The sequence below is a fragment of the Nostoc sp. UHCC 0870 genome (genome assembly GCF_022063185.1).
In the GTDB taxonomy this organism is placed as follows: domain Bacteria; phylum Cyanobacteriota; class Cyanobacteriia; order Cyanobacteriales; family Nostocaceae; genus Trichormus.
This window is the reverse complement of the sequence record NZ_CP091913.1, coordinates 5,918,618-5,934,143: the sequence shown is the minus strand read 5'-3', so window position 1 is coordinate 5,934,143 and position 15,526 is coordinate 5,918,618. Positions and strand designations below refer to the sequence as shown.

The following is a 15,526-nucleotide window of genomic DNA, read 5'->3' as shown; positions in this document are numbered from 1 at the left end:
TGCTCTACAAGGTTTCTGGAAAACGCATATTTAATTTCTGGAGATGTCTACGCTTCTAGCTACTGAATTAATTTTCTAAAATTTTCACTATCTGCAATCTCATCAAAATCTATATCATTTGCAGCATCTTCTTGATATCTAGAATTGAGATTAATTGCTTGTTGCAGATTTTCTACAGCTAAATTAACCTGTCTTTGCAGTGCATAACAGGCTGCCTTATTATAATAAGCACTGGCATAATCTGGTTTAATGGTTAATGCTTTGTCAAAAGAAATTATGGCTTCCTCATCCTGTCCTAATCTGACGAGAGTGTAACCGCGTTTATCCCAAATTTTTGGCAAATCTGGTTGAAATTTTAATGCCTGATCAAAAGAAGTAATTGCTGCTTCATATTGTTCTAATTCTATCAAAGCTAAACCGCGATTCATCCAGGCTACGGCATCTTCTGGTTTAATTTGCGTGGCTTGATCAAAAGATGTAAAAGCGTCTTGATGTCGCTGTAGATAACCATATGCAACACCACGATCGCACCATGCTTGGTGATAAGCTGGTTGGATTTTGATTGCTCGATTATAAGCTGCGATCGCTTGTTTATAACGTTTCAGTCTAGCGAAGGTAATCCCACACTTAAACCATAGTATAGCATCATCAGGCTGAATTTTCACCGCTTGCTCGTAAACTGCGATCGCTTCTGCATATCGCTTTTGTGAAAATGAATCATCTCCCTGCTGTATATAATCATCAGCAGTTAATTTTGTCTGCTCATTTTCTATTACTGGCTGAGGTGCTGGGGTTGGTTCTTCGATTGTAATTACTGCGGGTTGAACTTCAGCAAATTCTTTTAAAATTATATCCTTGCGCTGTTGAGCATCTAATTGCAATTCAGATAGTTGTGAGACAAACTCTGTTTCTAATTTTTCCAGCTTTTCTAAAATCAAGAGTTTTTGTTGTTGAGCATTTAATTGTAATTCTGAAAATTGTGAAACAAACTCCGAACCTGATTTTTCTAAATTTTCCATAATTTGCTCTTTGCGTTTTTGAGCATCTACTTGTAACTCAGCTAGCTTAGATGCGAACTCTGATTGTAATTTTTTTAATTCCTGTTGAATATGTAACTGTGATTCAGATATTTGAGCTTTGAATAAATTTTCTAATTCTTGCAGATTCTGTAATACATTATCTTTTTGTATATGGACTTCTGACTGAGAGTTAGATAATTGCTGTGCAAACTCTGCTTGTAATTTTGTCAAATTCTCCAACAGAGTATTTTTGTGTTCTTGAGTATCAGCTTCCAATCCTGAAACCTGAGATTGGAATTGACTTTCTATCGCTTGGAGATTTTCTAATTTGATATCTTTTTGCTGCTGGACATCTTCCTGTAATCTAGATAGCTGCACACTAAATTCTGATTTTAAGTTAGTTAAACTTGCCATCATATTATCTTGATGCTGCTGAGTATCAGTATATAAATTACCAAGCTGATGATTAAATTCCAGTTTTGATTTTTCTAAATCTTCTCCAACTAAATTTTTGTGAATTACAGCATCTTTTTGTAATTCTCCAAGTTTAGTAACCATCTCTGATTCTGTCTTGGCTATATTTTCTAAGGTTATATCTCTTCTCTGTTGTATCTCTAACTCTAATTGAGATATTTGGCTAGCAAACTCAGCGACTAAATGCTCAATTTTTTGTTGGAAATTTGTGACTTCTGTCGAGATTTTAGTTAAATTATCTGCCTTAGCTTGCAATATCTCTGATGTGACAAAAGATAAATTATCGTGTTCAATTTTGATTTTTTGCTGTAGATTTTCCGCTTCCCTTTCTAAAGCGCGAGTAATCCCTTTAGCTTCTTGGATGAGATTTTCTGCATCTTGTTTAACTAGAGTTAGTTGTCCTTCGAGGTTTTCCACTCCTTGCAACTGTGACATGGCTCTATTGACAATTTCACGAATAGCCACCCGCCGTAGTAGCCAAAATAGAGCAATAATCGCTACGGGAAATAAACTTAAGATAACTAACCAAATATTCAGCAAGACAGTTGTACGACTAAAAGCGCGCTCAAAATCTGTTTGTATTTGTTCTAAAACCCGCTTTTCTGTTGGTATTTGAGCTAATGCTTCCCCTGGGGCGGTAAGCTGTTGGGGGGAGGTGGATGGTGTAGTTTGTCCATTGCTAATCTCAGCAGACAGCAGCAAGGGGGAAAAGACAATGGTGCTTTTCAAAAGTAAGGATAAAACAAATTGGTTCTTGCTCTTCATCACAACCATCCTGATGTGTTGGTCAGTTTTTGCGGCGTGCTTATTTTCTAATCTATAACAGAATTTTGTTGTCTAAGGTGGATGGGGATATGCTCAGGATACCGCAAGCTGTCACCTGTCACCTATTCTTGCCATGAACATTCCTAGAATGGTAACGTCTACAAGTCCGCACAGAGTAAAAAGGGTTCTCACATCATGAAGCGCAGACACCAAGTAGCCTCACTGATTAGTCTTACTTTCATCTCTGGCTACCTAGTACCACATTCTGCTATCATCGCTGCACCACCGAGAAGCCCAGACAAAACGGTCAACTGTGAGATTTTAGTTGTAGGTGGCGGACTTTCTGGTGTAGCTACAGCTTATGAAGGTTTGTTAGCCGGAAAAAGGGTTTGCTTAACAGAAATTACCGACTGGTTGGGAGGACAAATTTCTTCTCAAGGGACATCTGCATTAGATGAAAGACCCACTCAACGCAGTCGCCAGTTTTATTCTCGTGGCTATCTAGAACTACGCAACCGCATTCAAAAAAAATATGGTCAACTCAACCCTGGAGATTGTTGGGTAAGTGATTCCTGTTTTATCCCGCGTGATGCTCATACCATTCTGGCGCAAATGCTCAAAGATGCAGAAAAAAAGGGTAAAGGTAAGTTGGAATGGTTTCCCAATACGGTAATTAAAGAACTGGGAGTCTCCAAGAATAATACTAGTACAGGTGGGCAGTTAATTAATAGCGCGATCGCTATCCAACATCAACCAGCGAAAGGCGCACCCCCTCTAAACACCTTTCCCCTATCGCAAACTATTGACGATGCTTATCGCTACAACAACTCGTCTCGTTTCACTAAAAGTATTATTCGCCTAGTTCCCAAGCAAACCAAAGGTAATATTCCCTGGTATGTTGTAGACGCTAGCGAAACTGGAGAAATTATTGCTTTAGCTGATGTTCCCTACCGTCTAGGTATTGATGGGCGTTCCTTCCTAGAACCTTCATCTTCCAGCACCAGCAATGACCCCTACTGTACACAAGGCTTTACTTATACCTTTGCAATGGAGGCGACAAAAGAACCCCAGCCGCAGAAAATGCCGCCTTTTTATCTACAATACTCTCCCTACTTCAGTTATGAGTTAGAGCGTTTAGCCAACTTTGATTTAGTTTTTACCTATCGCCGCATTTGGAGTCCGAACAAGGGACAACCCACCACATTTAGAGGCGTGAATTTTACCGCGCCCACTCCAGGGGATATATCCATGCAAAACTGGACATGGGGTAATGACTACCGCCCTGGGACTGCGAAAGATAACTTAGTTTACACTCGCCAGCAGTTGCAAGCCACAGGACAATTAAAACCAGGCGGTTGGATGGGTGGACTCAGAACCGAAACTTTCCGCAAAGCTGAAGAACACGCCCTGTCTTACTATTACTGGCTAGTAGCTGGAACAACCGACTCTCAATTAGGGAAAGGTGTGAAACAGCAACAAACCAATAACCGCTTTTTATCAGGGTTAAATTCCCCGATGGGGACAGCACATGGCTTATCCAAATATCCTTATATGCGGGAAGGGCGGCGTATCATCGGCCGTCCTAGTTGGGGACAACCAGGAGGTTTTACTATTTGGGAAATTGATATTTCCCGCCGCAATTACAACGATGAATATTACCGTAAAACCCTGCCAGCAAATATGTATCGCCAGCTAACAGCAGCCTTGGCAGGTTTAGAGGCGACATCGGTAATTTCTGGTCAAATTTCCCCAGATAAAGCCATGCGCCGCACCCGTTCCACAATTTTTCCCGATGCAGTGGGTATTGGTCACTACGCCATTGACTTCCATCCTTGCATGACGAAAAGCCCACCAGAAGCACCCGGTAATACAGAACGTCCAGGGGAAAGACGGGGCGGGGGACAGGCTTATCCCTTCCAAATTGCACTGAGGGCAATGATTCCCCAAAAAGTTGACAATTTAATCGTCGGCGGTAAAAGTATTGCTACCAGTCACATAGCGGCGGCTGCTTATCGGGTTCACTCCTTTGAATGGTCTGCTGGTGCGGCGGCGGGAACTGTCGCCTCTTTCGCCCTCAAAAATAACATTGCACCTTACCAACTTGTAGACGATTTACCCAAGCCAGAACCGCAACTGCAAGCCCTCAAACGTCTATTAAAAAAGAATAGCAACCCCACCGCTTTCCCTGATACTTCGATTTTCAATCAAGACTGGGAAGATTGGCGGTAGTGATTTCATGGCCTATGTGAACAAAAATATCCCCGACTTTTCCAAAAAGTCGGGGATATAAACCTAATCGATTTTTACAGTATCAAGAACATTCTGGTAAATTTCTCTTGGCGTAATTGCAATCAAAATGAATCAGAGCGTCTCTACTAGAGGAGAATTGTCTAGTTATCCTGTATGGATTACTATTTGAACTTGCTTCTCTTAACCAAATTTTCAAATAATAATTGTTATTATCGCTTTGCCATAATTCATAACGATAATTACCTCCCATTCCTTCGCTACTTAAATACTCAGCCAGTGCTGTATTTGATGTAGACACAAGGCTAAACGCTGTTAAAACAGAAAAGGCAGCTAATTTGAATAGTTGGCTTAATTTCATAGATGCACAAAAAATAAATGGGTAACAAACTTTCTTTTTCTAGCTTCTTACACCGATGTATATTTATCAATCAGTAATAATCTCGAATATTGTGTGAAGATATTTTAATGATTATAGCCAGCGAACATTTTGATAATTTCCTGACCAAAAATGAGCAATATAATTTGTACAGGAAAAACTATGAGCAAATATAGAATCTTAAACCCAGACCAGAGCTATACTTTCAGCCAATATTTTCAACTACCAAACCCAACATTAGAGATTTTGGCTGAATTTGAATACAGCTATGAGCGGACAAATTTAGATTTACCGAGGTATGCTGATGAAATAAAATATTTAGAATTTTTGCAAGGATACTTACAACGTAATATCAGACTTTTTAATCCTGTTACTGAAATATCAATCAGAGAATTTTTAATTGCTCCTATTCTGGCTGAAGTGTGCGACCAAACAAACGCTGAGTTATATAGTGAATATCCTATTAATGTAGGTGAAAAACTTAAAGGCACATTAGATTATTACTTAACCTGAGTTCGGGTTAAAGATAAGGAGGTAAAAGCCACTCCAGTTGAAGGCTAGGTTTCTTAGGTTGATGACAATAAGCGATTAATCCGCAAAGAACGTTAACGCAAAAATTAACAGGGCTGACGCCGGGGTACCGGCTACCGCTTCGCTATCGATGTCTGGAATGCTCAATTTGAGAAATATTTTTGAGTTGGTCATTAATCGTCTCAATAATTGAGCGTTTACGGGACAAAAGCTTGTCATGAAGACGCATTAGCTTATTCTTCATATTGCGACGGGGTTTGGCAAAAAATTCAATTCCGAAGTCTTGTAAAAGTTGAGAAGCAAGTTTTTGTGAAACATAACCTCTATCGGCAAATATTTTGCCAAACAGACCACTCAGTAAATCGGGTACTGGTTGACGGTCATCGACATTACCAGGAGTCAGAGATACATTTAAGAGTTGACCAAACTCATTGACGACCAGATGCAGCTTAAAACCAAAAAACCAATCCACAGAAGTCTTGCCACGAGCGGCTAAACCTTCAAACACCTTATGCCTAGAAATCCGACGATTATGACATACCTTCAAGCAAGTTGAATCGATAAAACCGATACCTGTACATTGTCCAAAACAATGCTTCAGATAGACACACAAAGGTATCAAGGTTGATGGCATCCATTCAATAAATCGTTGATAAGAAGGAAGACCTGGAAATGCAGAACTCCACTGTTGTTTCACTTGATTTAAATAAAAATGCTTGAAATTCCGGTAGTGATTTTGATGAAAAGCGATGATAATTGTCATGATTTCACTTAAACATAAGCTTTTAGCACGAAAACGTTTTATTCCTCCATGATTTAACAATTTTTTGTGCCATTGCGCTTCAAACGCTTTACAGAAATCATCTACATGACAGAACAAAGCATCTAAACTAAACATAGGACAGGCTGCTGGATTTGTTGTTATTTTCAGCTTACTACCTGTCCTTTTCCTTATCCCGAACTCAGGTTACTTACGTAAATTTAACTCTTTATTGGTACTTGAGGCCAAGCAATCAGATATCAGAAGGGGGTTTACGCAATTAGCAGTCGAATTAATAGCCCTAGAAAAGTCTGTTGACAATGAGACAGCTATCTTATATGGAGCAGTGACTAATGGAGATGACTGGAAATTTGGTACTCTCAACCGGGAAAATCAACTGATTTCAGAAGATATTAAACTGTATCGTGTTCCTGAAGGCTTAGAAGAATTAGTCCGAGTGCTTGTAGGTATCCTTTCCTCTCATAGTTAAAGACAATACAAAAGTTAGGTTTCCTCAATCCCCAGTTCCCAGTCCCCAGTCCCCAAACATAGATTAAACTAGTTAGTTGTAATGTAGTTTTGTAGAATTCCCTTGGTTAACTGCTCTTATGGTCACAAAACGTTCAGCAGTGGTCTTCGCTATGGGTACAGCACCAACTGTCACTCCAGAAAAGACTAGTCAAACCGTCCGTAAGACTTATCCGAATTATAAGGTGATAGTTTTAAATGATGACTTCAATACTTTTCAACACGTAGCTGAGTGTTTGATCAAGTATATTCCAGGTATGACTAGTGATTTGGCTTGGGATTTGACCAATCAGATACATCACGAAGGGCAAGCCATTGTCTGGGTAGGCCCTCAAGAACCAGCAGAATTGTATCATCAACAGCTGCGTCGGGCTGGGTTAACAATGGCCCCATTAGAGGCAGCTTAATAAATATCATGGGCAAATCCAGCGCAGACACTCCAAAAGCCAATACTCACAAAGATGGTAGATTAGTCTGGAATCATTCCACTCATCTGCCTGGTTTAATCCCAATTTTAGAGCGTCTCTGTCAACAGCATGGGATTCAAACCATTACACCAGGGGTAATTGGCAGAGTCAGAGGCCACGCACCCAAGATGCAATTGCGTGTGTCTGTTCCCATTCTTGGTGGTTATAAAGTCATTGCTAGACAGGGTAAGACCGTCCAGGAGGTGTTTATCCTGACGGCTCATGCTCAGGATAAACTTGAAGAAATGATTGCGATCGCCATGAAACAATGAAAAAATAAATATTGGCTATTGCCTATTCTTCAACTCGGTGTACTGCAAATTTATGTAGCGGTAAACTCAAAATACACGAAAAAGTTAAAAAATATGACAATGCTGTCGTTATTTTTAACGTCATGAGTACAGGCTCATAATCGTGGAAAACCATCTTTTCTAGCCCAAACGCCACACAATAAACGAGCCAATAAGTAAAGCTCATTCTGAACAAAATTATCTCTGTTTCTTGCTGATCATCATTTTTTGTATCTTGGCAATTCCACAGTAGTCCTAAGCCAAGAATACAAGCCATAAAGGATACAGCAACTACAAATTCGTGACACAATAAATTGCTTGCGTGCATTTGTATTTATTCCCATCTTTTGCCATTGAAATTCAGTCTAAAGGAATATTCCTGACAATCATCAAAAACAGTTACAAAGTGCAATATAACAATGCAATTTCTGTTAACAAATGCAACGATAAATATACTAATTTTACTAAATTAAGAATTAGGCATTGGGAATTGGGCAATTCAATGAGTGGATTTTAGATTAAATCCCAATCTAAAATCCAAAATTTAAACTTCCCAGTCCCCAGTCCGTCAAACTGGCCTCACTGGAATTTCCATCACAAATTCTGTTCCTTTACTTAGTCCAGAATTGCACCAAATTTTACCTTTGTGCTGTTCGACAATAATTTGATAGCTAATCGATAAACCTAAACCTGTACCCATCCCAACTTCTTTGGTTGTAAAAAAGGGATCAAATACTTGAGACTTAATACTCTCTGGTATACCTAGTCCATTATCAGCAATGCGAATACTAATCCAGTCGGGAACTAAGAATTCTGTAGTGATGGTAATGATATTCTGATGGTATGTCTCATATTTGTTGCATTCTTCTATAGCATCAATCGCGTTACTAAGAATATTCATGAACACCTGATTGATTTGTCCAGCATAGCAATAGACCAAAGGTAAATCGCCATATTTTTTAATAATTTCAATCCCTGGAGAATCTGCACTGGCTTTTAAACGATGTGCCAAAATAACTAGGGTGCTGTCAAGACCCTCATGAATATCAACTTTTTTCAGTTCGGCTTCATCCAAACGAGAAAAGTTACGTAGAGACAAAACAATTTGTCTAATACGTTCAGCACCCATTTCTACTGAAGATAAAGCTTTAGGTAAATCTTCAAGTAAAAAGTCTAGTTCAATCTCCTGAGCTTGCTTAATAATATTTGCAGGAGGATCAGAAATACATTTTTGATAAACACCTAAAAGATTCAGCAAGTCTTCAGTATATTTTTGGATATAGCTGAGATTTGCATAGATAAAATTCACCGGGTTATTAATTTCATGGGCAATACCAGCAACCAGTCGCCCCAAACTGGACATTTTTTCAGTTTGTACAAGTTGTACTTGAGTCTTTTTTAACTGTTCATTAGCTGCAACTAATTTTGCAGTGCGCTCCTCAACCAACTCCCGTAATTGTTCTCGATGTCGCTGGAGTTCTTCTTCTGCTATTTGTTTAGCAGTAATATCGCGTACAACTAAAACTGCACTAGCATTAGCCCCTTTCATCTGCACATAAGCCCAAGAAATTTCTAAAATTAATGTTTTTTCTAATTTTTGAAATTCGTAAACATCAGTAGCATTTAATTGATGTTGTAAGGCGCGAGAAAGTGGGTGTAAATTTTTGGGAACAGCTTGACCTTGTTGAGTTAGTGGTAGCAAGTCGAGAAGGTTAGCACCAAGAACCTGAAAACGATTTTTACCAACTAAATGATCAAAGGTTGCATTTGACCAATTGATTTTGCCATTTTCATCAGTCCATGTGATGGCATCAATAATAGTACCAAGTGCCACCTCCATTCTTCCTAGGGTTGCTCGTAACTTATCAACTAAAGGGGCTGAATCCGATTTCACACTTAATACTCCTATGCCATTCAGCTATGCAATACACTTGATAGCTGCGATAGTTTTTTACAAGTTAATCACTCGCAGCTTGTCATTGCGACCATAATGTAGAGAAGGAAAGCAATCACAAACATTCAATTTCTCTTCTCCACTCCCTACTATAATGGGCGGAGTATAGCCCCAAAAATCCACTCTCCTTCCTGCTTTTCTGCTGTAATGAAATGTTCGGCATCAATTTCGCTACCATCACTCCTGACAGCTTTGAGTTGTAGCGGATGATTGAGAACAGTAGGTTGTTCAGTCATGGCAAAGCGAGAAAAGCCTAGATGATGAGAATCATGGAAACTGCTAGGAATGACAGCTTCCAATGTTTGACCAATGATTTCTGCTTCTTTCCAGCCAAACACAAATTGAAAAGCATCGTTCACATAGATAATCAAGCCTTGCTGGTCAGTCATCAGGACTGGTAAATCGGCTTCAGCCTTCATTTCTTGCAGTGTTTTCATTAGGCCTCTTGTATTAGGGAGATTCCTCAGTTTCTATACTTCCCACTATGAGAGGCTGATTATCTATTCAGTACCAAGTTTAGTAGTAATTTTCTTTGTGTTGGTGACGAACACAAAACCTGTGGTAAAGAATCAAGTTGTATTCGTTACTAACGCATATATAGGACTTACGCACTTTACAAAGGAATCATCTTGTATACTAACTTAAATAGGTCGTTTCAGCCTTTTACAAACCATGCTTTGTTAGTTGCGATCGCAAAAAGGTTAGTAAGTCGGTGTTAATATTTCCAACTATGTTAAGAACTTTTAATGTAGGGTGCGTTGTCTCATAGCGCAACGCACCGTCAACAATACAAGGTGCGTTAGCCTACGGCATAACACACCCTACCGACCATTTACATTTCTTCATATACATTGGATTTTTCTCCCTAAATTGGGAATTAGACATTGGGAATTGGGTATTGGGCAATTCAATGAGTGGAGTTTGGATTGGGATTCAATCTAAAATCCAAAATCTCAACTTCCCAGTCCCCAGTCCCCAATCTATGAGATGCTGCACGAACAGCTTTAGCTCAAGATTTCAGACTCCCACAATGTCATTTGCAGACAGGGTGGGTGCGCCCTGTAGAGTGGCGACTTTCACTTCACCCAAGTCAAAGCCAGGATAAGGCCCCACGTAAAACAAATCGCCATTTGTACTGTTGTAGGTAAATCGCGTTTGCTCAGTAATACTACCACTGCCCAACACCAAAAAACTCTCCGCAGGTAATTGCCCCCAGCCTACGCCAACGAATCCAATCAATGAGATTATTGAGTCCTCACTACTTCGATACAAGTCAAAGAAAGCATCAGTATTAACAGCTAGTGTATCTACCCCTGGGGTAAAATCAGTGATAATACTGGGGGTAATTTTGAAGAAATCTATCCCACTTCTACCACCAATACTATAGGAACTGGCATTTAAAATAAATTTATCAGCACCCTCACCCCCTGTGAGGGTATCCCCCGAAACCGCATGGAGAATATCGTCACCGCCTCGACCATCTAGCACATCACCGCCTGCAAAGCCGTTTAGCACATTAGCATTCTCATCACCCAGCAGGGTATCTCTGCCTATAGACCCGATAACAGTGTTAAAGTTTTGAATATTGAGGGTGGTTGTATCGTAGGTGATTTGTTGTGCAGCCAGATCCACTCTGATAGATGGAGCTGCGGTTCTTGGAGCAAAACCAAAACGCTCATACCCAGGAAAATTGAAATTAAAGTTAATGGTATTGGTCTGACCCGCAGCACCAATAATAGTTTCCACCGATTCTAAAGTGTCTTTAGGACCAGAACCTACTTCTCCTAAGAATGGACTCCTAAAATTACCATCTTTGTTGTACACCCGCAGGGCTGGGTTTGCCTCCAAGACAAGTTCAGAGAAATCACTGGGGGTATAATCGTATTCAAAGCGTAGGGTAATACCTTGACTAAAAGAGCTATAGTCAGCAGTATCGTTGCCATTGCCCCCTACCAAGTAGTCAGATCCCTCACTACCCCAGAAGATATCATTGCCATTGCCACCCAACAGGGTATCATTACCTTTACCGCCAAACAATCGGTCATTACCATCACCGCCATCTAGAATATCGTCACCGTCGCCGCCAAACAGCCAGTCATTACCGCCAAAACCAAACAGGGTGTCATTACCGCCCAGACCAAAAATGTAGTCTGAACGGTTGCTACCAATGAGGGTATCATCTTCATCTGTGCCAACTTTGACAGGTAGTAGGGAAGCAATAACTGCCAACACAACTTGCACGCTTGCAGGAAGTTCTGCTAACCATGTTAATCGTAGATTGAGTGTCATAGTGTTTTTTGTAGGTGAAAAATTTAGGGGTCTCTTATCTTGCACCAGTTATTTAATGCCAATTTGTGTAGGGTAGGCAATACTTTTAGTGGTATGAAACCCCGATGTTTACGTCGTTGGTATTGACCACTTTCAGGTGATTGAGAATAGTGCAAGACATCAATTAGTAGGTTTTTAGATATATTTTTGCTGTACAAATAACTGATTAAAAAGATAATATATTCAAGTTTTTTTAATGTAAGTGTTCTAAATCACATCCTGTCATGTTTAACGTCATCGTAATTTGCGTAAAACTACTATCAGTAATTGGCATAGATGTTTGAAAGTCCTCTTATTGGTAGTAAAAAATTCTATATCCTGCTAAATCCCCCATTAAACAGTGGGACTTAGCAGGATAAGAGTGTAAATGAAAGGTTGGGTGCGCGCTGTAGAGTGGGTAGTTTACTAGCCCACCAAAATTAAAAGAACTCCGTAAAACAAATCGCCGTTTGTACGGTTGTAGGTAAAAACTGTTGGCGAGTTAATGCTACTACTGCCAAACCCCACAAACCCCAACAAGGCAAAAGGAGGAGACTATGACATACCTCATGTGATTAGGAAACGCTATAGATGCACGAAAGCTTAAGATATTAGATGACCAGAATGTCATTTGCAGAAAGGGTGGGTGCGCCCTGTAGAACAGCTACTTTCACTTGCTCACCCAAACTAGGATAAGCACCCAGGTAAAACAAATCGCCAGTTGTACCGTCGTAGGTAAACAGGGTTTGCTCGCTAATGCTACCACTGCCCAACACCAAAAAACGCTCCGCAGCTAATTGTCCCGTGGCTACTGTGTAGCTGTCGTAGCCAGCAAATCCAAAGTATTGGAGGCTTGATTCCAATCCGTTTGCAATCGCCCTAGGGAAAGCAGAGTTAAGAGCTAGTGTATCTACTCCAGGGGTAAAATCAGTGATAATGCTGGGGTTAAGTCTGAAGAAATTCACCCCACTATTACTACCTATAGCATACGAACTGGCATTTAAAGTAAATTGATCAGCACCGTCACCCCCTGTGAGGATATCATTCTCAAACGTATAGAGAATATCGTCACCGCTTCGACCATCTAGCACATTATTGCCTGTAAAGCCGTCCAACACATTGGCATTGTTGTCACCCAACAGGGTATCGTTATTTATAGACCCAATAACATTGCTAAAGTTTTGAATATTAAGAGTGGTTGTATCGTAGTTGAGTTGTTGTGTAGCCAGATCCACTCTGATAGCTGGGGCTGAGGTACTTGGAGCAAAGCCACCAAGATCAAACCCAGGGGAATTGAAAGTAAAGTTAATGGTATTGGTCTGACCCGCAGCACCAATAATAGTTTCCACCGATTCTAAAGTGTCTTTAGGTCCAAAACCTGCCGTTCCTAGGGGTAACGCACCAATAGCAATACCATCATCTTTGAACACCCGCAGGGCTGGGGTTGCATCAAAAACAAATGCGGATAAATCAATCGGGATATATTCGTACTCAAAGCGCAGAGTAACACCTTTACCAAAAGAGCTATAGTCAGCAGTATCGTTGCCATTGCCCCCTACCAAGTAGTCAGATCCCTCACTACCCCAGAAGATATCATTGCCATTGCCACCCAACAGGGTATCATTACCTTTACCGCCAAACAATCGGTCATTACCGTCACCGCCATCTAGAATATCGTCACCGTCGCCGCCAAACAGCCAGTCATTACCGCCGAAACCAAACAGAGTATCATTCCCACTCAAACCAAAAATGTAGTCTGAACGGTTGCTACCAATGAGGGTATTATCTTTATTTGTGCCAACTTTGACAGGTCGTAGGGAAGCAATAACTGTCAAAACAACTTGCACGGTTGCAGGAAGTTCTGCTAGCCATGTTAATCGTAGATTGAGTGTCATAGTGTTTTTTGTAGGTGAAAAATTTAGGGATCTTTTGTCTTGCACCAGTTATTTAATGCCAATTTGTGTAGGGTGGGCGATGGTTTTAGTGGCATGAAACCCCGATTTTTAAGTCGTTGGTATTGCCCACCTTCAGGTGATTGAGAATAGTGCAAGATATCAGTTAGTAGGTTTTTAGATATATTTTTGCTGTACAAGTAACTGATTAAAAAGATAATATACTCAATTTTTTTTTAATGTAAGTGTTCTAAATCACATACTTTTATGAGTAATATCATTGTAATTTGCTTGTGAGAATCCCCCAAACTTATCCCTGTTTTATCACTTTCGGAAAGGAATAATCGAAGCTAAACTCTGAAAGTTTTATTTAATAAAGCTTTGAGCCTTTATTTTCTAACAGAAACTAAAATTTATAGCCAAAAGTTGAAAAGTAAAGCTCCGAAACGCTTTCAGAGATTGGCTTCTCCCAGATTGACAAAACAGGGTTATTTGGGGGATTCTCACAAGAAGGGTAGTACATGGATAGAGGCGCAAAGCCTTGCGCCTTTACACCCCTACAAGGATATGTACTCCACTCAATTGAAACTTGCTATATGTCTTGCAACGGTAAGTTTGTTTATACCTTACCAGTGAAAACCCTCTCAGCCGGGCCTGTCATGTAAATCCGTTGGTCTAGTTCTGACCATTCAATTTGCAGAGAACCACCAGGTAATTCTACAATAGCGACGCGATCGCACTTCTCGGTCAAGACACCAGCCACTAAGGAAGCACAAGCCCCAGTCCCACAAGCCAAGGTAATTCCTGCGCCCCTTTCCCAGACACGCATTTTTAAGTAATCACGACTGACAACTTCGATAAATTCAGTATTCGTGCGTTGGGGAAATGCGGGGTGATGTTCAAATTTAGGGCCGATACTTTCCAAGGGAATCGTAGCCACATCTTCCACAAAGGTAATACAGTGAGGATTACCCATACTCACACAGGTGACATCCCAAGTTTGCCCCTCTACTTCTAGAGGTTGGTTAATGACTTTAGCATCAGCCGCACCCAAGGTAGTAGGTATTTCACTAGCCAGCAATCGCGGTACACCCATGTCTACCCTGACTTCACCATCGGGCATGAGTTGGGGTGAAATCACACCAGCTAAGGTTTGAATGCGATAGGTATCTTGATTGCGGGATATGCCTTCTAAGTCTGCCAGAAACCCTGCCAAACAGCGAATCCCATTACCACACATTTCTGGTTCTGAGCCATCGGAGTTAAAAATCCGCATAGTGTAATCAGTGCCGTTTTTCCCAGGTAAGGCAAAAATCACACCATCAGCACCGATACCAAAATGGCGATCGCATAATTTAACAGCTTGCTCAGGAGTCAGCACAGGCGAGCTTGACGAGCGATTATCAATCAAAATAAAGTCGTTGCCTAAACCGTGATACTTAGTAAATTCGATTGCCATTTTCCTGATGATGAATTATCAATGATTAGGTATTGGGGATTGGGTACTGGGTATTGGGAAAACTCTTCCCCAGTCCCTAGTCCCTAATCCCCAGTCCCTCAATTATTCCATCATTACCAAAAATGACTATCACTGATTTTGACACTTCACTGCCTAGCATTCGCCAAGTCCAAACCCTGATTAAACAAACCGGAAAAGTAGAATTTAAGCTGGTTACAGGGGATTTACTCACGGGTAGAATCTTATGGCAAGACCCCAACTGTATTTGTATTATGGATGAGAATAGTCAGCAAATCACTATTTGGAAATTAGCGATCGCTTACTTGAAGACAGGTGACAGGTGACAGGTGACAGGTGACAGGTGATAGGTAACAGGTGACAGGTGACAGGTGACAGGTGACAGAGAAAGTTATTCAAAACCCCTCCCCTACACCCCTACACCCCCACACCCCTA

At 40.6% G+C, this 15,526-nt stretch carries 14 protein-coding genes and 1 pseudogene; 6 read left to right on the top strand and 9 right to left on the bottom strand.

Annotated features, from left to right (window positions below; all coding sequences use genetic code 11):
• Positions 1-59 precede the first annotated feature (59 nt).
• A complete protein-coding gene (locus L6494_RS25195; protein WP_237990456.1) occupies positions 60-2,258 on the bottom strand; it encodes a tetratricopeptide repeat protein in 2,199 nt (732 codons plus the stop codon).
• A gap of 195 nt (positions 2,259-2,453) precedes the next feature.
• Here L6494_RS25195 and L6494_RS25190 point away from each other — a divergent pair, with 195 nt between their 5' ends.
• Positions 2,454-4,487 (top strand): FAD-dependent oxidoreductase, encoded by a 2,034-nt coding sequence (locus L6494_RS25190; protein ID WP_237990455.1) that lies wholly within the window; start codon positions 2,454-2,456, stop codon positions 4,485-4,487.
• A gap of 82 nt (positions 4,488-4,569) precedes the next feature.
• Here the strand turns inward: L6494_RS25190 and L6494_RS25185 are convergent, their stop codons facing one another.
• Positions 4,570-4,866: a hypothetical protein gene (locus L6494_RS25185; protein ID WP_237990454.1), complete on the bottom strand. Its 297-nt coding sequence runs from the start codon at positions 4,864-4,866 to the stop codon at positions 4,570-4,572.
• Positions 4,867-5,046: 180 nt separating this feature from the next.
• Here L6494_RS25185 and L6494_RS25180 point away from each other — a divergent pair, with 180 nt between their 5' ends.
• Positions 5,047-5,397 carry a hypothetical protein gene (locus L6494_RS25180; protein WP_237990453.1) on the top strand — a complete coding sequence of 117 codons (351 nt, stop codon included), beginning with the start codon at positions 5,047-5,049 and terminating at the stop codon, positions 5,395-5,397.
• A gap of 7 nt (positions 5,398-5,404) precedes the next feature.
• Here the strand turns inward: L6494_RS25180 and L6494_RS25175 are convergent.
• Positions 5,405-6,313 (bottom strand): annotated as a pseudogene (locus L6494_RS25175) (IS982 family transposase).
• 208 nt (positions 6,314-6,521) lie between these two features.
• Between L6494_RS25175 and L6494_RS25170 the strand changes: the two are divergent.
• The 3 genes from L6494_RS25170 (at position 6,522) to L6494_RS25160 (ending at position 7,442) form a co-directional block, all read left to right on the top strand.
• Positions 6,522-6,665 (top strand): hypothetical protein, encoded by a 144-nt coding sequence (locus L6494_RS25170; protein WP_237990452.1) that lies wholly within the window; start codon positions 6,522-6,524, stop codon positions 6,663-6,665.
• Between the two features lie 118 nt (positions 6,666-6,783).
• Positions 6,784-7,110, top strand: coding sequence for an ATP-dependent Clp protease adapter ClpS (gene clpS / locus L6494_RS25165; protein ID WP_330911050.1), 327 nt, complete (start codon positions 6,784-6,786; stop codon positions 7,108-7,110).
• Positions 7,111-7,118: 8 nt separating this feature from the next.
• On the top strand, positions 7,119-7,442 hold the full coding sequence (locus L6494_RS25160) for a DUF2103 domain-containing protein (protein WP_237990451.1): 324 nt from the start codon (positions 7,119-7,121) through the stop codon (positions 7,440-7,442).
• Between the two features lie 22 nt (positions 7,443-7,464).
• Here the strand turns inward: L6494_RS25160 and L6494_RS25155 are convergent, their stop codons facing one another.
• The 6 genes from L6494_RS25155 to dapF form a co-directional block, all read right to left on the bottom strand.
• The gene (locus L6494_RS25155) at positions 7,465-7,788 is read right to left on the bottom strand and encodes a hypothetical protein (protein ID WP_237990450.1); all 324 of its coding nucleotides are present in this window, start codon (positions 7,786-7,788) and stop codon (positions 7,465-7,467) included.
• Between the two features lie 240 nt (positions 7,789-8,028).
• Complete coding sequence (locus L6494_RS25150) at positions 8,029-9,354, bottom strand: sensor histidine kinase (protein WP_237990449.1); 1,326 nt, start codon at positions 9,352-9,354, stop codon at positions 8,029-8,031.
• Between the two features lie 149 nt (positions 9,355-9,503).
• Positions 9,504-9,851, bottom strand: a complete 348-nt coding sequence (locus tag L6494_RS25145; protein ID WP_237990448.1) for a PAS domain S-box protein — start codon at positions 9,849-9,851, stop codon at positions 9,504-9,506.
• 580 nt (positions 9,852-10,431) lie between these two features.
• A complete protein-coding gene (locus L6494_RS31000) occupies positions 10,432-11,703 on the bottom strand; it encodes a calcium-binding protein (protein WP_330911049.1) in 1,272 nt (423 codons plus the stop codon).
• 629 nt (positions 11,704-12,332) lie between these two features.
• The gene (locus L6494_RS30995) at positions 12,333-13,616 is read right to left on the bottom strand and encodes a hypothetical protein (protein WP_330911048.1); all 1,284 of its coding nucleotides are present in this window, start codon (positions 13,614-13,616) and stop codon (positions 12,333-12,335) included.
• Positions 13,617-14,232: 616 nt separating this feature from the next.
• Positions 14,233-15,072 (bottom strand): diaminopimelate epimerase, encoded by an 840-nt coding sequence (gene dapF, locus L6494_RS25120; protein WP_237990447.1) that lies wholly within the window; start codon positions 15,070-15,072, stop codon positions 14,233-14,235.
• Positions 15,073-15,194: 122 nt separating this feature from the next.
• On the opposite strand from dapF, the gene L6494_RS25115 reads away from it, so the two are divergent.
• Entirely contained in the window at positions 15,195-15,416 is a 222-nt protein-coding gene (locus L6494_RS25115) for an Hfq-related RNA-binding protein (protein ID WP_237990445.1), read from the top strand.
• Positions 15,417-15,526: the final 110 nt, after the last annotated feature.